The organism is Streptomyces sp. NPDC030296, assembly GCF_055572815.1.
In genome coordinates this window covers 124444-144122 of record NZ_JBVICQ010000010.1, presented here as the reverse complement: position 1 = coordinate 144122, position 19679 = coordinate 124444, and the positions used below count along the sequence as shown (strand labels likewise).

The 19679-nt window shown below is 74.2% G+C and carries 13 protein-coding genes and 1 pseudogene; 5 read left to right on the top strand and 9 right to left on the bottom strand.

Annotated features, from left to right (window positions below; translation table 11 throughout):
• Nucleotides 1-94: 94 nt before the first annotated feature.
• Together ACZ4Z3_RS27925 and ACZ4Z3_RS27920 are read right to left on the bottom strand one after the other, a co-directional pair.
• Nucleotides 95-310: a type A2 lantipeptide gene (locus ACZ4Z3_RS27925; RefSeq protein WP_468503596.1), complete on the bottom strand. Its 216-nt coding sequence runs from the start codon at nt 308-310 to the stop codon at nt 95-97.
• A 502-nt stretch (nt 311-812) separates the two neighbouring features.
• A complete protein-coding gene (locus tag ACZ4Z3_RS27920) occupies nt 813-1226 on the bottom strand; it encodes a PaaI family thioesterase (RefSeq protein ID WP_468503595.1) in 414 nt (137 codons plus the stop codon).
• A gap of 196 nt (nt 1227-1422) precedes the next feature.
• Between ACZ4Z3_RS27920 and ACZ4Z3_RS27915 the strand changes: the two genes are divergently transcribed.
• Complete coding sequence (locus ACZ4Z3_RS27915) at nt 1423-2862, top strand: S1 family peptidase (RefSeq protein WP_468503594.1); 1440 nt, start codon at nt 1423-1425, stop codon at nt 2860-2862.
• A 174-nt stretch (nt 2863-3036) separates the two neighbouring features.
• On the opposite strand, the gene ACZ4Z3_RS27910 is transcribed toward ACZ4Z3_RS27915, so the two are convergent.
• Nucleotides 3037-3390, bottom strand: a complete 354-nt coding sequence (locus tag ACZ4Z3_RS27910) for a VOC family protein (protein WP_055715363.1) — start codon at nt 3388-3390, stop codon at nt 3037-3039.
• Between the two features lie 83 nt (nt 3391-3473).
• Entirely contained in the window at nt 3474-5618 is a 2145-nt protein-coding gene (locus ACZ4Z3_RS27905) for a SpoIIE family protein phosphatase (RefSeq protein ID WP_468503593.1), read from the bottom strand.
• Nucleotides 5619-5750: 132 nt separating this feature from the next.
• On the opposite strand from ACZ4Z3_RS27905, the pseudogene ACZ4Z3_RS27900 reads away from it, so the two are divergent.
• A pseudogene (locus tag ACZ4Z3_RS27900) lies at nt 5751-6425 on the top strand (LuxR C-terminal-related transcriptional regulator); the annotation flags it as partial.
• Here ACZ4Z3_RS27900 and ACZ4Z3_RS27895 read toward each other — a convergent pair.
• The 4 genes from ACZ4Z3_RS27895 to lanKC all read right to left on the bottom strand — a co-directional run bounded on the left by ACZ4Z3_RS27895 (nt 6348) and on the right by lanKC (nt 14219).
• The gene (locus tag ACZ4Z3_RS27895; protein WP_468503811.1) at nt 6348-8285 is read right to left on the bottom strand and encodes an ATP-binding cassette domain-containing protein; all 1938 of its coding nucleotides are present in this window, start codon (nt 8283-8285) and stop codon (nt 6348-6350) included. The pseudogene ACZ4Z3_RS27900 and the gene ACZ4Z3_RS27895 overlap by 78 nt on opposite strands.
• A gap of 758 nt (nt 8286-9043) precedes the next feature.
• The gene (locus ACZ4Z3_RS27890; RefSeq protein ID WP_468503592.1) at nt 9044-10999 is read right to left on the bottom strand and encodes an ABC transporter ATP-binding protein; all 1956 of its coding nucleotides are present in this window, start codon (nt 10997-10999) and stop codon (nt 9044-9046) included.
• A gap of 230 nt (nt 11000-11229) precedes the next feature.
• On the bottom strand, nt 11230-11346 hold the full coding sequence (locus ACZ4Z3_RS27885; RefSeq protein WP_005483995.1) for a SapB/AmfS family lanthipeptide: 117 nt from the start codon (nt 11344-11346) through the stop codon (nt 11230-11232).
• 86 nt (nt 11347-11432) lie between these two features.
• On the bottom strand, nt 11433-14219 hold the full coding sequence (gene lanKC / locus ACZ4Z3_RS27880; RefSeq protein ID WP_468503591.1) for a class III lanthionine synthetase LanKC: 2787 nt from the start codon (nt 14217-14219) through the stop codon (nt 11433-11435).
• Nucleotides 14220-14473: 254 nt separating this feature from the next.
• On the opposite strand from lanKC, the gene ACZ4Z3_RS27875 reads away from it, so the two are divergent.
• On the top strand, nt 14474-16894 hold the full coding sequence (locus ACZ4Z3_RS27875; RefSeq protein ID WP_468503590.1) for a SpoIIE family protein phosphatase: 2421 nt from the start codon (nt 14474-14476) through the stop codon (nt 16892-16894).
• Between the two features lie 12 nt (nt 16895-16906).
• The gene (locus ACZ4Z3_RS27870) at nt 16907-17410 is read left to right on the top strand and encodes a metallophosphoesterase family protein (RefSeq protein WP_468503589.1); all 504 of its coding nucleotides are present in this window, start codon (nt 16907-16909) and stop codon (nt 17408-17410) included.
• A 59-nt stretch (nt 17411-17469) separates the two neighbouring features.
• Here the strand turns inward: ACZ4Z3_RS27870 and ACZ4Z3_RS27865 are convergent, their stop codons facing one another.
• Nucleotides 17470-18573, bottom strand: a complete 1104-nt coding sequence (locus ACZ4Z3_RS27865; RefSeq protein WP_468503588.1) for an XdhC family protein — start codon at nt 18571-18573, stop codon at nt 17470-17472.
• A 114-nt stretch (nt 18574-18687) separates the two neighbouring features.
• Here ACZ4Z3_RS27865 and ACZ4Z3_RS27860 point away from each other — a divergent pair, with 114 nt between their 5' ends.
• Nucleotides 18688-19659: an LLM class F420-dependent oxidoreductase gene (locus ACZ4Z3_RS27860; RefSeq protein WP_468503587.1), complete on the top strand. Its 972-nt coding sequence runs from the start codon at nt 18688-18690 to the stop codon at nt 19657-19659.
• The last annotated feature ends 20 nt before the right edge of the window (nt 19660-19679 follow it).

The following is a 19679-nucleotide window of genomic DNA, read 5'->3' as shown; positions in this document are numbered from 1 at the left end:
TCCCTCACCTGCGAGGAACGGAGGACGGGACGACGGCACCCGAGAGTCCCGGAACCGTCAGGCGGTTCCGGGACTCAGCGGTACCAGGGGTCGATCAGAGACCGGCGACCAGGCTGGTGAGCGGCGCGGTGTTCAGGCCGGTGACACCCTCGACGGTGCTGACGGCCGTGTTGGCCAGGCCGGAAACCGGGGCGACGCCGTCCACCAGGCCGGTGACGGTGCCGACGGCGTTGATCTGCAGACCACCGGCAACGGCGTCCAGCGCGGCGTCCGACAGCTCGGCGGTCTCAACCTGGGGGGTGGAGTTCATGATGGAACTTCCCTTCGTATGGATATTCATAAGGGGGGAGCGGCCCCCTTCTGGGGACAGAACGACGGCCGCACACGGGGGCGCTCGACTCTCGTCTCCGAGAGCTCGGCGGCCCCTCGCGGTGCGATGGATCAAAGCAGATCGCCGTGGCGCACATCCAATCAAGAAGTGCTCTCACCAGCGCACTTGGTGACCGAGGCCGGTCATCCGTGCAGGGCCGCGCACGCGTTGGGGCCAAGTTCTTCACACCGCGCCCGGCATCGTCATCACCGCTTGATTGCCACTCGGAAAACGAACTGGACACTCCCGCCTCAAAGACGCGGCGCCCGGCGGACCGCTGTGCAGATCCGCCGGGCGCCGTGACCCCGCTGGGCATTCGGTGTGGAGATTCCCTGAAGCCGTCGTCTCCATCGGTGACCGGAACGGACCGCTGTCGAGCCATCGCTGAACGTGCCCACGACGGCGCCCAGTTGCGATGATCGGCCACGGAAAGGGCGACTTGTCACCCCAACAGGGCGTACACCGTGCTCGCCCGGGCCGCCAGCTCGCCCGAGTCGGCCGTCGTCATCGCGATCTCGGCGAAGGCCATCCGGCGGCCCAGCTTGGTGAGCACCGCCTCGACGAGCACGTCCTCACCCACCACCGCCCGCTGGAAGCTGGTCGACTGCTGGACCGTCGTCATCGGTACGAAGGAGCCGCGCGCCGCCGACACCGCGATCACCGTCGCCGTGTCGGCCGCCGCCATCAGTGCCTGACCCGACAGGGCGCCGCCTTCACGGGTCAGCCGGTCGGACCACGGCAGGCGCAGCATCGCGCGCCCCTCGTCCAGGTCGACGGCCGTCAGGCCCAGGTCGAGCACCCAGGGGGCGAAGTTGGCGGCGAGGATCTTGTCGGCTTCGGCGGGTGTGAGCGTCATGCGGGCATCGTTCCCGCTCACACGGGCGGGAAGTCGTGAAATGCCCACCCGAACCGCACTTTGCGAAACGCAACGTCGAAATCTTTTTGCGAGGCGTTGAACACCCCACCGGAACCATCCGTACCAACTGGCAACCAGGCGCCCCCAGTTCACCCGCCGGACGGCGGCACGGACCCCGTCCCCAGGAGGTCAAGAGTTGAGTCACAAACGAGCCACCAAGCGTAAGGCGTTCATTGCCGCAGGCGGTGTGGCGGCGCTCGGGGCCGCGGCCCTCATCCTGCCGAACGCGATGGCGTCCCAGACGGAGTCGAACCAGGCCGCCCCGAAGACGCTCGCCGCGAGTGACGCCTCCGTTCTTGCCGCCCAGCTTCAGAAGACACTCGGTGAGGCGTTCGCAGGCGCGTACTACGAATCGGGCGACAAGCAGCTCGTCGTCAACGTCGACCGCCAGCGGATCCAAGGCGGCGACAACGTGCTCGCCCAGGCCGAGCAGGCCGGTGCGGAGATCCGTGAGGTCGACAACAGCTGGTCCGAGCTCAAGGCCGGCGCCGCCACGCTGAAGAAGCAGGCGACCGTCCCGGGCACCGCCTGGGCGATCGACCCCCGCACCAACAAGATCCAGGTCACCGCCGACTCCACGGTCACCGGTGAGAACTGGGACACCGTCGAGTCCACGGTGAAGTCCCTCGGCGCCGGCATGGCGACCGTCAAGAAGTCCGCCGGTACCTTCAAGCCCTTCCTGGAGGGCGGCGACGCCATCTTCGGCGGCGGCGCGCGCTGCTCGGCCGGCTTCAACGTCACCAACGCCGACGGCACGCCTGGCTTCCTGACGGCCGGTCACTGCGGTGTCGTGGAGCCCGAGTGGTCGGAGGAGGAGGGCGGCGCGCCGATCGGCACGGTCGACGCGGAGACCGCCACCTTCCCCGGCGTCGGTGACTTCGCCCTGGTCAAGTACAACGATCCCGCCACCCAGGCGGCCAGCACCGTCGACCTCGGCAACGGCCAGACGGTGAACATCAACGCCGCGGGCGAGGCCACCGTCGGCCTCCAGGTCTTCCGCATGGGCAGCACCACCGGTCTCGCCGACGGCCAGGTCACCGGCCTCGACGCGACGGTGAACTACCCCGAGGGCACCGTCACCGGCCTCATCCAGACCAACGTCTGCGCCGAGCCCGGCGACAGCGGCGGCTCGCTGTTCACCCAGGACGGCCAGGCCATCGGCCTGACCTCCGGTGGCAGCGGTGACTGCACTGTGGGCGGCGAGACCTTCTTCCAGCCCGTCACCACCGCCCTCGCGGCGGTCGGCGCCACCATCGGCGAAGGCGGCGCGGGCGCCGGCGAGGAGGCCGCCGGCGGTGCCGGTGACGCCGCGGGCGCCGGCGAGGAAGCGGCCGGTGGCGCGGGTGCGGGCGAGCAGGCCGACGGTGGCGCGGGCGCCGGCCAGGAAGAGGGTGCCGCCGCGGCGGGCGCGGGCGAGCAGGCGGTCGGCGGTGCCGGCGACGCGGGCGACGCCGGTGCGGGCGACAAGGGCGACGCGGGCGCCGTGGCCGGTGCCGGTGACGCCGGTGCGGGCCAGGAGCAGCAGCAGGGCGCCGATGACCAGGGCGTCGACCAGCAGGGCAACGCCGGTCGGTGACCGCACAGCGGTGAAGGCGTGGACGACGGTTCCGTGACCAGCGGCCACTGACAGCGGACCGTCGGCCCCACGATCCACCCGCGGGCCGCACCACACCACACCGGCCCGCAGGTGGAACGGTCCGGCCCTCCGAGGGGAGGGCCGGACCGCTGCCGTGTCCGCGGTCGGTGACGCTCAGACCGGCTGCCACAGCTCGATGCGATTGCCCTCGGGATCGGTGACCCAGCCGAACCGGCCGACACCGTCCATCTCCTGCGTCTCCTCGGCGACATCGGCGCCCGCGGCCCGCAGCTGGGCGAGCATCGCGTCCAGGTCGCGTACCCGGAAGTTGAGCATGGTCCGCTGGTCGCCGGGCCCGAAGTAGTCGGTCCCGGACTCGAACGCCGCGAACACCGTGGGTCCGGCCTCCTGACGCCACAGCCCCGTCGCGTCGATGTCCAAACCCAGGCAGTCGCGGTACCAGGCGCTCAGGGCCGCCGGGTCGGCGGCCCGGACGAAGTACCCGCCGATTCCCCGCACATGTTCCATGCCGCCATCCTTCCCCTGTCCCGTGGCCGTGGCCGTGGCCCGGCCCGCGCACCGCGCCCGCGATCGCGATCGCGATCGCCGAGTCATCCGGTGGCGACCGCCCGCAGCAGCAGCAACGCCACGTCGTCCGACCGTTCCTCCGCCGTCCCCGTCTCCCGGACGAGCCCGTCGGCGAGCGCCTCCAGCGGCCGGTCACCGGTCGTCGCGAGCCGCTCCCCGAGATCGGCCAGCGCGTCCTCGATGTCGACGCCCGGCGACTCGATGAGCCCGTCGGTGTAGAGCGCGAGCACGGAACCCTCCGAGAGCGCGACCTCGGTCGTCGGATACGTGGCGGACGCGTCGATGCCGAGGAGCGGCCCGCCCGCGAGGTCCAGCACCTTCACCCGCCCGTCCGGCCGGCGCAGCAGCGGCGGCGGATGACCGGCACGCGCCATGACGGCCGTGCCGTGCGCCGGGTCGAGACGCAGGTACAGACAACTGGCGAACAGATCGCTGCCGAGGTCGATCAGCAGCCGGTTGGTGCTGCTCATCACGTCCTCAGGTGCCTGCCCCACGGTCGTGTACGCGCGGACCGCGGTACGGATCTGCCCCATCAGCCCCGCCGCCGTCACGTTGTGCCCCTGCACGTCGCCGATCACCGCCGACGCCCGGCCGTGCGAGAGCACCAGGTCGAAGAAGTCGCCGCCGATGTCCATGCCCCGGGTCGCCGGCAGATAGCGGGAGGCCGCGTCGATACCGGGGATCGACGGCAGCGAGTGCGGCAGCAGCGCGGCCTGCAGACCGTGCGCGAGCTGATGCTTGGCGTCGTACAGCAGCGCCCGCTGCAACGCCTGGGCGATCAGCCCGCTGAGGCTGGTCAGCACCGCGCGCTCCTCCGCCGGGAAGGGATGCGGATCGGCGTACCCGAGCACACAGGTGCCCACCGGCTGCCCCTGGGCGATCAGCGGCAGATACGCCCAGGCGCCCATCCCGTCCGGGGTCGTCTGGCGCACCGGGTACAGATGCTCCAGCTGCTGCCGGCTCTCGAAGAAGGCGGGCACCCCGGCGGTCAGGGCGCGGGCGCCGGGGGTCTGCGCGCTGAGCGGCATGCCGTCGAACCGTTCGACGAGGTGCGGGTCGGGGTACCCGTGGTGGCCCAGTACATGGAGCCGTCCCGCCCGTGAGCCGAGCATCACCAGCGCCTGGGAGCCGACGGCCGGGACGATCTCGTTCGCGACCAGCTCCACCACGTCCTGCACCCCCACCGCCTCGGTGAGGGCGCTCGCCATGGCCAGCACGTGGTCGATGGTCACCAGCCGGCCGGGACCGTCGTCGTCCTCCTGGCGTGCGGCACTCTTCGGCGAGGCGACCGAGCGGGCCCGGGAGATCCGCACGCTCAGTCCGTTCGTCCCCGGATACAGCCGGAACGACAGCCACTCGCCCGGCGGCTTCAGCGCCATGAACGACGTGACGTGCTGACTCATCAGCGCGGCCCGGTAGCGGTCCTCGTGCGCGGGGTCGTTCAGCCACGGCACGGACGCCCACAGCTGCATGCCCAGCAGCGCGCTCACCGGGATGCCGAGCAGCTCGGCGGTGGCCGCGTTGGCGAAGGTGATCCGCCCGTGCAGATCGAGCGCGCACATCCCGTACGGCAGACGCGCCACCATCCGGGCCGCCTCCACCGTGCCGAGCGTCCCGGCCACCGTGGTCGTCGACGGCGCCGAGAGGTCCGGCTCGGGCAGTACCGGCCTGCCCTCCTCCTCCGCACGCCGCAGCCGTATCGCGAGCCGGTCGCAGGCGGAGGTGAGCTTGTCCCGCTCGCGTTCGCTGAGTTCCGGGGGGTGCGAGCCCGGCCAGGTCAGGAAGACGGCGCCGTACGTGGTGTCACGGGTCGCGACCGGCAGCGCGGCCATAGCGAACGGATAGGGCAGGACGACGGCGATCCGGGGGTAGCGGCGGGCCATCTGCTCCTCGCCGTTGACCCACACCAGCCGCCGTTCCCGGACGGCCTCGGAGACCGGGGCCGGGGCGCTCAGGCTCACCCGCTCCCACGGCGCGGCGAAGGACCGCGGCAGCCCCGCCATCACCGCCATCTCCAGGACGGGCGCGTCATGGGCCAGCAGGTACACCGCACCGGAGTGCGCCTGCACGTCGTCCATCATCGCGGCCAGCGCGAGGGACAGCAGGGGGTGGCCCATACGTGCCGTTTCGACCGTCGTCCGCCCACCGGACGCCGGGACGTCGGACATGCTGACCACCTCCTCGCACGGTCGCGCCACGCCCCCGCGTCAAGGCTCCCTCTTGACGGCCCGACACGCACGGCGAGCACCCCGCGGAGGCCGAGGCCCCGTACCCCGACTCGCCGCGGACATTCCCCCTGGATGGATGCGCGGCCTTGCGCACGGGCGCCCTGCGTGCGCCCCCGCGCATCCCGTTGGCTGGTTCTTCGCGAACCGTGCGCGGTCACAGACGCCAACAATGGGCACGCGCTGAGACGAGGAAGTGGCGGCGGCCGGGGGAGGCGGAGGGCGACAGTGATCCGGGTACTTCTCGTGCACGACGAATGTCTGGTCCGGTCGGTACTGGCGGAGTGGCTCCGCCGGGAGACCGACCTGCTGGTGTACGACGCGCCCTGGCGCACCGCGCCGGGGCGCGCGCGGTTCCTGCGGCCGGACGTCTGCGCGGCTGACCTGGACTGCGCCGACGCGGTGGGCGTCCCACCCCTCGGCGATCTGCGCGGCGGCGCGGGCGGCGCCGCGGCGGGGCTCGTGGTGCTCGCCCAGGCCAGCCGCCCCGGTCTGCTGAAGCGCGCGGCGGAGGCCGGGGTCCTCGGCTATGTGGACAAGGAGGGCGCCCCGGAGCGGCTGGTGGCCGCGATCCGCCAGGTCGCCGGAGGGAAACGTTTCGTCGATGACTCGCTCGGCTTCGGCTTCCTCAAGGCCGCGGAGATGCCGCTGACCAGACGCGAGCTGAGCGTGTTATCCCTGGCTGCCGAGGGCGCCTCCGTCGCGGAGATCGCCGGCAGCCTTCATCTGTCCCACGGGACCGTGCGCAACTACATGGCCGCGATCACCCGCAAGACGGGCGCGCGCAACAGGATCGACGCCATCCGGATCTCCCAGGGCGAGGGCTGGCTCTGACGAGGAGACCGGGGCGGTGGGGGACGACGAGACCGGGGCGGTGGGGGACCAGGTGCCCATGAGGTCCTGGTAGAGCGGTGAGCGGGTCATCAGGTCGTCGTGCGTGCCGAACGCGACGCGGCGGCCGTCCATGACCAGCACACGGTCCGCGCGGCGGGCCGAGCCGACACGGTGGGCGACCACCAGGAGGGTCGTGCCGGGCCGCCGTACGAAGGCCCGCTCCGCGCGCTCCTCGGCCTCCGGGTCCAGATGACAGGTCGCCTCGTCGAGGATCACGACGGGTGCGTCCGACAGATGGGCCCGGGCCAGCGCGATCAGCTGCCGCTCGCCGGCGGACAGCGCGTCGGGGTCGATCTCGGCGTCCGGCCCGCCCAGCCGTTCCATCAGCTCCGTCAGCCCCACGGCCTTCGCGGCGGCCCACAGGTCCTCTGCGGGCACGGGTTTCGGCCGCAGCTCGCCGAGATTTTCCGCGAGGGATCCCCTGAAGACGTACGCCTCCTGCGGAATGAGCACCCGGTGTGCGCGGGATGTGGCGCCGGGCACCCGGTGTCCGCACAAGTGGACGGAGCCGTGCCGGGGGCGCAGGAGACCCGCGACGATCCCGGCGAGCGTGGACTTCCCGATGCCGCTGGGCCCCACGACGGCGAGGTGGGTGCCCCGGGGCACCCGGAGGTCGAGGTCCTCGATCACGGGCGCGGCGGCGGGGCCGTAGGCGAAGGTGACGGAGGAGAGGGTGAGGGCGTCGGGCGGGGCCGGGGGGAGCGGGGGGTCGGCCGGGGTGGTTCGGGGCGCCGCAGGGTGGGCCGTGGAGGGGCGGGCTGCGGCGGGCGGCGACGCCGGCTTCTGCCGGGGCGCCGGGGGACGGCCTGCGGCGGGGGGCGACGCCGGTTCCTGTGGGGGGCCCGTGGGGCGGGGCGCCGGGGCCGGCCTCGGTTCCTGCCGGGGGGCGCGGGACGGCTCGTCCGCCGGGGCCAGCCGGCGCAGGACCACCGCGAGGCGGGAGCCGCTCGTGCCCAGGCCGTGGACCAGGTTCTGCAGGGCAGGGAGGAGCGACTGGGTGACGTAGGCGAGCGCGCCGATCAGGGCGCCCGCGGTCACACCGCGCGCCAGCAGCCAGGGAGCGGCCGCCAGCAGCAGCACGACGGGGAGCTGGCCGCCGACCGCGAGGGACGCGACCCGCATGACCCCCCAGCGGGCGAGGGAGCGCGCCGCGCGGTACTCGGCGTCGACGCGCCGCCCCGTGTCGTCGGCGACCGACTCCTCCGCACCGGCCGCCGTGATGTCCCGCAACCCCGGGCACACGGCGCCCAGGCCGGTGGCGAGGGCCTCGTCGGCCACGAGGAACGCCTCCTGCCTGCGCGCCAGGGGGCGGAGCGACGCGAGGAAGAGGGCCACGCCCACCACCAGCGGGGGGACGACGACCAGCAGCAGCGGGGGAGCGAGCGAGAACAGCCCGACGAGCGCGCCGGCGGCCGTGAACACGAACGAGCGGGACACCATCACCAGGCCGGCGAAGGTGTCCCGGGCGATCTCCACCTGCTGGGTCAGCCCGGACAGCGCGCCGTCGTCGGCCTCCCGCACACCCCGCTCGACGACGCCGCGCACGAGGCGGTCCCGCAACGGTTCCACCAGTGCCGCGACGCACCCGTACACCCGCCCGGTCCCGTACGCCCCGACGACCACGGCCGCGGCCCCGACGCCGAGCCACCCCAGCCCGACGCCGGCCCGTCCCACCAGGAACCCGTCGTCGAGGGCCCGGGCGAGCGCGTACCCCATGAGGAACGTCTGCGCCGTCTCCAACACGGACCACGCCACGAGCCGCACGACGACGGCCACCCGCCGCCCCAGAAAGCGGAGGGCGCGTCGCGGGAGGCCGGGGCGAGGGGGGTGGGACGGAGGCGGGGGCTCGGGGAGATCGGGGTGAGGGGGATCGGGTGGGGATGGCGGCTCAGGGAGATCGGGGTGAGAGGGGTGGGGCGGAGACGGTGGCTCGGCCACACCGAGGTGAGGAGGGCGGAGCGGAGGCGGAGGCTCAGCGAGACCGGCGAGAAGGGGGCGGCGTGGGGCCAGAGGCTCTGGAACGACGCGGGCGGCTGCTGATCCGGCGGAGTCACCGTCCGGCACGGCTCCGGCGGTGCCTCCGCCCGGCGCGGCTCCGGCGCTGCCGTCTGGCGGGGCTTCGGCGGTGCCTCCGTCCGGTACGGCTCCGGCGGTGCCTCCGTCTGGCGCGGCTTCGGCGCTGCCTCCGTCCGGTACGGCTCCGGCGCGGTCGCTTCCCACCGGCCCGGTCCCCTCGCCGTCCGCCGCGCGGGGCGCTGGGTACTCCACGCCGTCCTCCGTGCGGGGCCGGGGCCCTGGGTACTTCCCACCGTCCTCCGTGCGGGGCTCCGGGCGCGTCTCGCTGTCCGTCGTGCGGCGGGGCTGTGGGTGCGTCTCGCTGTCCGTCGGGCGAGGCTCCACGGGCTCCTCGCCCGACGGCGGTTCGGTCGCCAATGCCGGGGAGTCCGGCTGCCTGGCGGCCCGTCGCCTTCGCATCAGTTCCCTCCCTCCGTTGGGTGGGGCGGCTCGCAAACGCGGCTCGACGGGCTCCCCTCCCCGGCGTGACCGGCGCGCCCGGCGTTCCGTACGCCCCCGAATCTCCCGCACGCCCCCATCGATCCGTCGCCCTCCGCTCCGTCCGCCCCCGCCAACCCATCGCCCCCCGCCCCGAACAGCTCCCGGTAACCCCGCAGGTGCCAGAGCTCCCGGTGTGTTCCCGTTGCTCGTACTCGACCCCCGTCTAGCCAGACGACGGTGTCCGCGGCGGCGGCTGTGGTGGGGCGGTGGGTGATGAGGAGGCGGGTGCGGGCGGGGGTGCGGTGGAGGAGGGCGGCGGTGATGGCGTGCTCGGTGACCGTGTCGAGGCTGGAGAGGGCGTCGTCGAGGACGAGGAGACGGGGCGTGCGGGCGAAGGCTCGGGCGAGGCCGAGGCGCTGGGTCTCGCCGCCCGACAGGGGGGCCTCGGCGCAGCGGGTGGCATAGCCGTGGGGGAGGCGGTTGATGAAGACGTCGGCGCGAGCGGCCCGCGCAGCCTGGCGCACCCGGCCGGCGGAGGGGCGGGAGACGCCGAGGGCGATGGTGTCCTCGATCGAGTCGCCGAGCAGGGCGGGCCGTTCGAACGCGTGGGTGATCGCTGCGCGCAGCTCCCGGTGGTCCAGCGCGCGCAGGTGCACACCGTCCAGCCGTACCTCTCCCTCGTCCGGGTCGATCAGACGGCCGGCGACGGCGGCGAGCAGCGACTTGCCCGCGCCGGAGCGACCGACCACGGCGAGCGTCGTCCCGGCCGGCACGACGAGGTCCACCCCGTCCAGGACGGGGCGCGCGCCCCGGCGGACGGTCACCCCGCGCAGCTCCAGCCGGCCGCGCCCGGACGGCGGCAGCCGGCGTTGCCCGTACCCGAGCGGAGGCTCGGCCAGCACCTCGTCGAGGCGCCGGGCCGCCGCCCGGGCGCGGACCAGCCCGGAGAGCTGTCCGACGAGGACGCCGACGCCCGCCGCCAGCACGGCGTAACGCGACGCGGCCAGCAGCTCGCCGACCGACATCTGTCGCCGGGCGAGCAGCGCACCGGCCGTCGCCAGCACCCCGATCTGGAGCAGCGGGGCCACGGCGGCGGCCCGCGCGGCGGCGCGCCCCTGGACGCGCCACATGCGGTGGCCCTCGCGGGAGAGTTCCGGCAGCGGGCGCAGGACGCGGGCCACGGTCCGGCCGGCGGTTCCGGCCGCCGCGATCGTGCGCGCACCGGCGACGGCCTCGGCCAGTCCGGCGGCGATACGACCCTGGAGCTCCTGGTAGCGGGTCACACAGGCCGAGGAGTCACGGGCGAGTCCGCGCAGCAGCAGGGCCAAGGCGGGGGCCCCGACCAGGAACACCCCCGCCAGCCATGGGTGGATCAGGGCGAGCGCCGCCACCGCGCCCACCGGCCCGGCGAGCGCGGCGAGCAGCGCGGCCACGGTGGCGGGGGCCGTTCCCGCCTGCGCGGCGTTCCCCACCAGCCGTGCCACCAGGTCCCCGGGGCCGGACCCGGCGACGGCGCGCGGGCCCACCGCCAGCACGTGCCCCGTCAGACGCCGGCGCAGCCAGGCCGTGGCCCGCGCGCTCGTCGTCCCGCCGACGACGGTCTCCACCGCGTCCAGCACGGTGAGGAGCAGCATCAGCGCGGCGCACCACAGCACCCAGCGGGTCGCCGCCGGGTCGGCCGTCAGCAGGAGGTCCAGGGCGCGGCCCAGGGCGACCGGCAGCACCAGGTTCGCCCCCGTCGTGGCCAGGGCCACCAGCACGAGGGCGGTGCAGCGGCGCGCGGAGTACCGCACCGTCGCGGACAGCAGGGCGTCGGACACGGGCGGTGCGGGCGGCGTACCTGACGCGCGGGCCGTGGCGGGGTCGGTGGACGCGGCGGCCGGACCGTGACCACCCTGTTCGGCGTGACCACCGGGTTCGGTGAGGGTCGTCATACCCGTCCTGACGTGGGGCCGGAAACTGCCGGGGGACTGCCGAGGTCGGCGCTCCACCCGGGCGGGGAGGCGCCGTACGGGGGCCGGACATGCGCAGGGCCCGGACGGCCCCTCCCCGGACTGGGGAGGAGGGACCGTCCGGAGCCGTGGCGCGACCCCGCCGCCGCGGATGCGACCGCGGTGCCGCGCCGATGCGACGGAAGACCGTCCGGGGCTGGCGCCCCGCCGGGTCAGAGACAGAGAGTGATGCTGGCCGCGCTCACACACGACAGCACGCTCAGGGAGCTGGGCCCGCCGGTGCCCGTGGTCTCGTCGGCTTCCATCGTCTGCAGGTCGAGGAGTGCCATGTCGCTTCCTTTCGGTTGGGTTCCCCCGAGGGGGACCTGGGGACGGGGTGGTGCGTCACGACTCCGCCGGAGCGCGGAGCCGCGTCTCAGGGCCGCCGTGGCGGCGGAAGGAACGGCAGGTGGGGCCGGGCGTCGTCGGCGAGCGCCGCACCGAGTGCCAGCAGGCACCCCGCCGTTCCGGTACCGAGGTCCATGGAGAGCCGCATCAGGTGACTGCCGGGGAAGGCGAGCTGCCCCTGGTACGGCATGGCGTGCCAGCCGAGCGCGTCGACCTGCTCCCTGAGCAGGTCACGGGACGCGCCCGTCCGCGCGAGATGGAGGATCATTCCGGCCCTGCCCTCGAAAAGACCGGGCTGCGCGTAGAAGCGGTAGGTGGCGGCGGCGAGGACACCCGCACGGGCCCGCTCGAAGTCACCGGAGGCGCCGGGGAGCCCCCTCGCCGCCAGGTAGTCGTCGAGGACCATGCCGAGGCCCGCCCCGCCGTCGCCGAGGTACGGCATCGTCCGCCAGCCCTCGTCGACGGCCAGGCCGCCGTTCTTCTGCTCGACGAGGCACTCCAGGTCGAGCCGCAGGGCGTCGCCCGCCGCGTCGAGGAGCGCTCGGTCGCCCGTCGCCTCGTACCGGCGCAGCAGCAGGAGCGCGGGACCGCTCGCGCCGCGCAGCAGGCCGGCGCGTCGGCGGGGCGGTGCGGGGCGGGGCTCGGCGAGGCGCCGCACGAGGAGCGCCGCGATCTCGTCGGCGCGTTCGTCCAGCTCCGTCTCGCCGGTGGCCCGTGCCAGGTGCCCGAGGACCAGCCCGAGTCCGGCCAGGCCGCCGCGCAGGTCGGAGGAGAGCTTGTGCCACTTCTCGGACAGGACGCGCTCGACGAGGTCGAGGGCCCGTTCCCGGTGACCGAGCAGGTCCAGGACGTGCGCCACCCCGGCGAGCCCGTCGTACAGGCCCAGCGGAGTGCCGAGGGGCACCGGGTCGGTGTGGTCGAGCAGCCAGCGCTCGCCCTCCTCGTACCGCTCGGCCCCCGTCACGGCCAGCGCGTACAGCACGCCGGCGGCTCCATGGGCGAGGCCGAGACCGCCGCCGTCCGAGAACTGGGCGACGTCACCGGGGAAGAGCCGGTCGTCCCGCTCGGGTGTGGCCGACGCCAGGATCGCCTTGACCATCGAGTCCCGGCTGTACGGCCAGTCCACGGGCTCGGCGAGCGACGCGAACGGCGAGGCCCCGGCGGGGACGACGGGGGTGCCGCCGCCCCCTGAACCAAGCCCCCGTGCGTCGCCGCTCACAGCGCCAAGCCCCGGTGCGCCGTCGCCGCTCACCGCGCCGCGCCCCCGTGCGCCGTCGCCGCCCGCTGCGTCAACCCCCCGCGCGCCGACGCCGCCCCCTGCCGCCCGCCCCTGGCCGTCCGCCTCGCGCCCGGTGCCCGTGCTTGCGCCCGCCCGTACGATCTCGGCGACCGCCTCGTCCAGGAACCGTCGTGGCACGGCCGGGAACTGTCCCGCGATCACCGCGGCCAGATGCGCGGCCTTCGCCCGGTCGATCACGAGGAGCGAGGTGACCGGCAGGAACAGCGCGAGGCGCAGACAGGCGAGGGCGTAGCGGTCGATGTCGGGGCCCGTGCGGTCCGGGGGTGCCAGGAAGCCGGGGTGGGCGACGATCTGCCGGCCGTTCTCCTCGGTGGGGGCCGCCGCCTCGAAGTCCAGCAGGGACACCGACCGCTCGTCCGGCGCGACCATGATGTTGAAGACGTGCAGGTCGTTGAAGACGATCCCGCGCGCGTGCACCGACTCGACCGCCTCCTCGACGGCCCGGTGGATTCGTAACGCCCAGTCGGTGTACGCGGCCACCGCGTCCGGGTCGGGATCGGAGGCCAGCAGGGGGTGGCGTTCCGCGACGTACGAGTTGAGCGGGCGGCCCTCGACGAAGTCCATGACGAGGAAGCGGTGGTCGCCGAGGGTGAACCAGTCGCGGACCTCGGGCACGACGCCCAGCCCCGACAGCCGCTCCAGCGCGGCCCTCTCCCGCTCCAGCCGGGTCACCGCGTCGGCCCCGTCGGCGGCCAGCCCGGCGTGCGGGCGCCCCTCCTTGAGGACCACCTTGCGCCCGTCACGGGTGTCGGTGCCGACGTACACCCCGCCGCCGTTGGAGAAGTGCAGGGCCTTCTCGATGCGGTACGGCAGATCGCCGACCGTGGTGGTGTTCCGCGCCGCCAGCTGCGGTGCGAGGAACGCGGGCAGCGTCACCCACTCGGGTACATGGAAGGTCGGCTTCCGCTGGTCCGGCACCAGGGTGCCCGAGCCGTCGCGGACCGCAGGGACCAGCGAGCCGCGCTCGTCGACGACGAAGGACCGGGCGAAGGCGCCGTAGCGGACGTAGAGGGGACCTTCGTTCCAGCGCAGGTCGGTGAGGATGTACGGGCCGTCGAGGCCCTCCAGGAGCGCGCCCAGTTCCCGCAGGACGAGGTGCAGCTGCTCCTCGTCGGCCGGGTAGATCGTGACGAACTTGCCGCTGGTGTCGCGGCCCGCGTACTTGGCGTTGCGCAGATGCAGCAGATGCGGGCCGGGCACGAACTTGAACGGGATCAGCCGGGGCACGCAGTAGTCCCACACGGTCGCCGCGATCCGCTCCGCGTTCGCCCGGGTGGCGGAGGCGTGCACCTTCCAGCCCTGGGTGGGCGCGGGGCGCGGACGGCCGGCTCCGTCGACGGGGGTCAGGGTCAGCCAGTCGCCGATCCGGGCGGCCCGCCAGCCCTCGGGCACCGCCCGGCGGGCCGTGTCGTACTCGGGCGCGGTCGTGCCGGCGCGCTCACCGGCCGACAGCCGGTCCGGTGTCTCGTAGAAGTGTCTGTCGGCGAGCGCGTACGCCTCGTACCGCTTGTCCATGCGAGTCCCCCCGGGTCGTGTGAGCCGTGTCCCTGGGCCGTGTGGTGTCGAGCCTTCCAGCCGGGCGGGGCGCCCGACAGTCACGGCTGTCACCGGAAAGCCGTCACGCGTGTCACGCGATCACCGTGCGGAACGCATGCGTAAAGACTTGTTCGGGCCCTTTCGATCCCCGCTGTGCGCGCTGTGTGTTCCGGTCTCCCCCGGACCGGCCACAGGGGCTGCGCGCGCGTGCCGGAAGCGCTGTAATTGCGGACGTGGTCAGTGAGGGCGCGGCGGGACGCGGAACGAGGAAGCCGCGTGCCGAACTTGCCCTCGCGTCCCTCGCCGACGACCTCGACCCACGCGACCGCCTCCACGCCATCCTCGAACAGGTGCTCGTCTTCACGGAGGCGACGCTCGCCGCCGTCTACACCCCGGACGACGAGGGCGAGCGGCTCTCCCTGACCGCGTCGGCCGGCGTCCCGACGAACCTGTACGGGCTGCTCGACAGCTATCCCACCTCCGGCGCCACCTCCCTCGCCGAGGCGGTCCGCACGGGCCACCCGGTGTGGCGCGGCTCCGCCGACCTCGTCCAGGACGCGGACGCCCGCCGCTCGGTCGTCGGTGAGTTCTCGGTGGGGGTGCTGCCGCTGGACGAACGGGGCTGTCTGCTCGCCGTGAGCGACGACCTGGACGGCTTCGCCGCCGAGGACCGGCAGTGCCTCGACCTGTTCGCGGAGGCGGTCACCCGGGCCGCCCCGGCCCCGCCGCTCGGCCCGGGCGCCTCGTTCGACCTGGCCATGGACACCGGACAGATCGAGGTCGACGACCAGCTGCTGGAGCTGTTCGGGATCGGCCCCGACGACTTCGAGGGCCGGGTCGAGACCCTGCTCGCGATGACCGTGCCCGAGGACCTGCCCGCCGTGATGTCCGTCGTCGAGGCCGACCACATGTCCATCGGCGACCGGGAGCTGGAGTTCCGCATCCTGCAGCCTTCCGGCGAACAGAAGTGGCTCAGGTTGCGCGGCAGGCTGCTGCCCGGCGGCGAGGACCGCGAGGCCCGCCTCGTCGGCACCGTCGCCGACGCCTCCACCCTGCGCACCGGACGCGGTGACGTGGCCCGCGTCCAGCGCCTCGCCGCCGCCCTCGCCACCGCCGGCACCGTCCGGGACGTCAGCCAGGCCGTCGTCGCCGCTCTCCGCAAGCCCCTCCAGGCGGACCGGATCGCCCTCGCCGAACTGGAGGGCGACCGGCTCGTCGTCACCGTGCTCGATCCGCCCCAGCCCGAGGCGTGGCCCGAGGTCTGGCGCACCGAGTGGCGCACCGAATGGCCCGACGCGCCGGTGCGCACCATGCCGACCCTCGCCACGGCGCTCCGCGAGGGCCGTGCCGCGGTCTGGCCCGCCGACGCCGATCTGGAGCCCGCACTCGCCGAGGTCGGACCGGGCGGCCTCGCCGTCCTCCCGCTGTCGGCCGGCGGCCGGATGGCCGGGGCCTGCCTGATCGGCTGGGACAGCCCCCACGACTTCGGCCCCGAGGAACGCGCCCTGCTCACCGCAGCCGCGGGCCTGGCCGGTCAGGCCCTGATGCGGGCCCACGCCTTCGACGCCGAACACGAACTCGTCGGCATGCTCCAGCGCACCCTCCTCCCGCGCCGCCTGCCGCGGCTGCCCGGCGCGGTCGCCGTCGCCCGCTACCTGCCCACCACCGCCGGGCTGGAGGTCGGCGGCGACTGGTACGACGTGATCCCCCTGTCCGACAACCATGTCGCGTTCGTCATCGGCGACGTCCAGGGCCACAACGCGGGCGCCGCCACCCTCATGGGCCAGATGCGCACCGCCCTGCGCGCGTACGCAGTCGAGGGGCACCCCCCGGACGTCGTCGTCGCGCACGCCAACCGCCTCCTCGTCGACATGGAGACCGACCTCTTCGCCACCTGCTGCTACGTCGACGTCGACATGGAGGAGGGCCTGGCCTGGTACGTCCGCGCCGGCCACATCCCGCCCGTGCTGCGTCACCCGGACGGCACCGCCGAGATCACCGAGTCCGAGGGAGGGCCCCCGCTCGGCGTCCTCCGGCAGGCCGACTTCCCGATGGCCTCGCTGCGCCTGGCCCCCGGCGCCCTGCTCGCGCTCACCACGGACGGCCTCGTCGAGTCCGCCGACCTCGACGTGGAGGACGGCCTCGACCAGCTCGCCTCCGGCCTGTCAGCCGCCGACCCCGCCCACCTCGGCGTCGTGGCCGACACCCTGCTCGGCGGCGCCAACCGCGACGACGACGTGGCCCTGCTCCTGGTCCGCTACGACGGCATGGCCCTGCGTCCGCGCCGCGAGAACTGGACGGTGTGGCGGTTGCCCCAGGCGGTCGGCCAGGCCCGCCGCTACACCCGGCGTGTCCTGCGGGCCTGGGGCATCCGGGAGGAGGCGGACGCCGTCCTCCTCGTGGTCTCCGAACTCGTCACCAACGCCCTCGTGCACACCGACGGCAGGGTCCGCCTCGACCTCACCCTCCTCCAGGACCGGCTGCGGGTCGCCGTCGCCGACAACTCGCCGCGCACCCCGATCAAACCGGCCAACATCGGCTGGCAGGCCACGGGCGGCCGCGGTGTCCTCCTCGTCGAGGCAGTGTCGGCGGCGTGGGGCACCCTACCGGTGAGCGGCGGCAAACAGGTGTGGGCGGAGATCCCCATCGGCTGACACCCTGGTGGTGTGCGCCTGCTCCTGATGTCCGACACCCACCTGCCCCGACGCGCCAGGGCGCTGCCCGAGCGGCTCCTCGCCGACCTCCCGCACGCCGACGTGGTCGTCCACGCCGGCGACTGGGTCGACGAGGCCACCCTCGACCTCCTCGAACAGCGCTCCCGCCGCCTCATCGGGGTGTACGGCAACAACGACGGCCCCGCCCTGCGCGCCCGCCTCCCCGAGGTGGCCCGTGCCGACCTCGACGGGCTGCGTCTCGCCGTGGTCCACGAGACGGGCCCGGCCCAGGGCCGCGAACGCCGCTGCGCCGACCGCTTCCCCGACACCGACGTCCTCGTCTTCGGCCACAGCCACATCCCCTGGGACACCACCACCGACACCGGCCTGAGGCTGCTCAATCCGGGCTCCCCGACGGACCGGCGCCGCCAGCCGCACTGCACCTACATGACGGCGACCGCGGCGGACGGCGAGCTGAGGGACGTACGCCTGCACCGGCTGCCGCCCCGGACCTGAGCCTCACCGGGGCCCGTCACGGTCGCCGCCACGGCTTTCAGGGGTCGGCGCTGACGGATTCACGGGGCCGGCGGATGGATCACCCCGGACGTCGCCGTCAGCGGCGCCCCGCTGCCGCCCCATCTGAGCGCGACGATCTCGGCCGCCACGGACACCGCCACCTCCTCGGGCGTACGGGCGCCAAGGTCGAGGCCGACGGGGGAGCGCAGCCGGGCCAGCTCGGCGTCGTCCAGGCCGGCCTCCCGCAGCCGCCGCATCCGGTCGTCGTGCGTACGGCGGCTGCCCATCGCCCCGATGTACGCGGCCGGCCGGCGCAGCGCCTCCTCCAGCAGCGGCACGTCGAACTTCGGGTCGTGGGTCAGGACGCAGACGACCGTGCGGTCGTCGGTGGGCGTCCCGCGCAGGAAGCGGTGCGGCCACTCGACGACCACCTCGACGGGGTCCGGGAACCGCTGCGGCGTGGCGAAGACCGGCCGGGCGTCGCACACCGTCACCCGGTAGCCCAGGAAGACGCCGATACGGGCGACCGCGGCCGCGTAGTCGATCGCGCCGAACACCAGCATGCGCGGCGGCGGCGCGAACGAGTGCAGGAACACGGTCACGGCGTCCTCACGGCGTTCCCCGCGCGGCCCGTAGTGCCGCTCCACCGTCGCGCCCAGGGCCAGCTCCCCACGCGCGTCGGCGGCGACCGCCGCGTCCAGCCCGGCCGCGCCGAGGGAGCCGGACACCGCCTCCGGCCGGACGGCGAGGGTGGCGCCGCGCGGCGCGGGGCCGTCGACGACGGTCGCCAGGGTCACGGGCCGGCCGGCGGCCACGGCCCGGACGACCTCCCCCAGCGCCGGGTCCTCCTCGGGTGTCACCCGCCGCACCAGCACACCGATCTCCCCGCCGCAGGTCAGCCCCACCGCGAACGCGTCCTCGTCGCTGTACCCGAACGTCTCCAGCCGCGCCTGCCCGGACGCCACCACCTCCTGGGCCAGCTCGAACACCGCGCCCTCCACACAGCCGCCGGACACACTGCCCACGACCTCGCCGCCGGGGCCGACCGCCAGCGCGGCTCCCGGTTCGCGAGGCGCGCTCCGGGTGACCGTGACGACGGTCGCGAGCCCGAACGGGACGCCCGCCGCGTACCACTCGCCGACCGCCGGGAGGACCTCACGCATGGCCGCGCTCCTCTCACCACGCCCCCGGTTCCAGCGTCCGACGGTTCCGCCTCCGCCGCCCCTCCGGCGCGGACGGGCTGTTTCGGACCCGCCCCGGCCGGGGACCCGGCAGCCATGGTGCACATCGGATACACGATGATGACCGAGCAGGCCGGTCCCCGTGAGCTCGTCGACCATGTCGTCCGGGCCGAGGACGCGGGCTTCGACTTCTCGGTCACCTCCGACCACTACTTCCCGTGGCTGCGTTCGCAGGGCCACTCGCCGTACGCGTGGAGCGTGCTCGGCGCCGCCGCCCAGGCGACGTCCCGCATCCCGCTGATGACCTATGTGACCTGCCCGTCGTTCCGCTACCACCCGGCGGTGGTGGCGCAGAAGGCGGCGACGATGCAGCTGCTGTCCGAGGGGCGGTTCCGGCTCGGGCTCGGTTCGGGCGAGAACCTCAACGAGCATGTCGTGGGCGGCGGCTGGCCCTCCGTCGACGTACGGCACGAGATGCTGGAAGAGGCCGTGGAGATCATCCGAGGGCTCTTCGAGGGCGGCCATGTGACCCACCACGGCCCCCACTTCGACGTGGAGTCCGCCCGGCTGTGGGACCTGCCGGACGAGCCGCCGCCCCTCGGCATCGCCGTCTCCGGCGAGCAGTCCTGCGCCCTCGCGGGCCGGCTCGCCGACCTCGTCATCGCGACGGAGCCGGACGCCGGACTGCTGTCGGCCTTCGACCGGCACGGCGGCGAGGGCAAGCCACGCGTGGGTCAGTTGCCGATCTGCTACGACCCCGACCGTGACACGGCCGTCCGGCGCGCCCACGACCAGTTCCGCTGGTTCGGCAGCGGCTGGAAGGTGAACTCCGAGCTGCCGCACCCCGATTCGTTCGCCTCGGCCACCCAGTTCGTCCGGCCCGAGGACGTCGCCGAGTCCATTCCGTGCGGCGACGACCCGGACGCCTTCGTCGAGGCCGTACGCCCCTACGCGGAGGCGGGGTTCACCGAGATCGCGCTGGTGCAGATCGGCGGCGAGTCCCAGCCCGCCTATCTGGACTGGTCGGAGAAGACGCTGCTGCCCGCACTGCGCGCCGCCTTCGGCTGACACGGCCCAGCGGACCGACC

Coding starts and splice junctions, on each gene's coding strand:
- ACZ4Z3_RS27905 (WP_468503593.1), bottom strand. CDS start 5,618: ATGTCCGACGTCCCGGCGTCCGGTGGGCGGACGACGGTCGAAACGGCA.
- ACZ4Z3_RS27885 (WP_005483995.1), bottom strand. CDS start 11,346: ATGGCACTCCTCGACCTGCAGACGATGGAAGCCGACGAGACCACGGGC.
- lanKC (WP_468503591.1), bottom strand. CDS start 14,219: ATGGACAAGCGGTACGAGGCGTACGCGCTCGCCGACAGACACTTCTAC.
- ACZ4Z3_RS27865 (WP_468503588.1), bottom strand. CDS start 18,573: ATGCGTGAGGTCCTCCCGGCGGTCGGCGAGTGGTACGCGGCGGGCGTC.
- ACZ4Z3_RS27890 (WP_468503592.1), bottom strand. CDS start 10,999: ATGACGACCCTCACCGAACCCGGTGGTCACGCCGAACAGGGTGGTCAC.
- ACZ4Z3_RS27860 (WP_468503587.1), top strand. CDS start 18,688: ATGGTGCACATCGGATACACGATGATGACCGAGCAGGCCGGTCCCCGT.
- ACZ4Z3_RS27920 (WP_468503595.1), bottom strand. CDS start 1,226: ATGACGCTCACACCCGCCGAAGCCGACAAGATCCTCGCCGCCAACTTC.
- ACZ4Z3_RS27925 (WP_468503596.1), bottom strand. CDS start 310: ATGAACTCCACCCCCCAGGTTGAGACCGCCGAGCTGTCGGACGCCGCG.
- ACZ4Z3_RS27895 (WP_468503811.1), bottom strand. CDS start 8,285: ATGGGGTACGCGCTCGCCCGGGCCCTCGACGACGGGTTCCTGGTGGGA.
- ACZ4Z3_RS27910 (WP_055715363.1), bottom strand. CDS start 3,390: ATGGAACATGTGCGGGGAATCGGCGGGTACTTCGTCCGGGCCGCCGAC.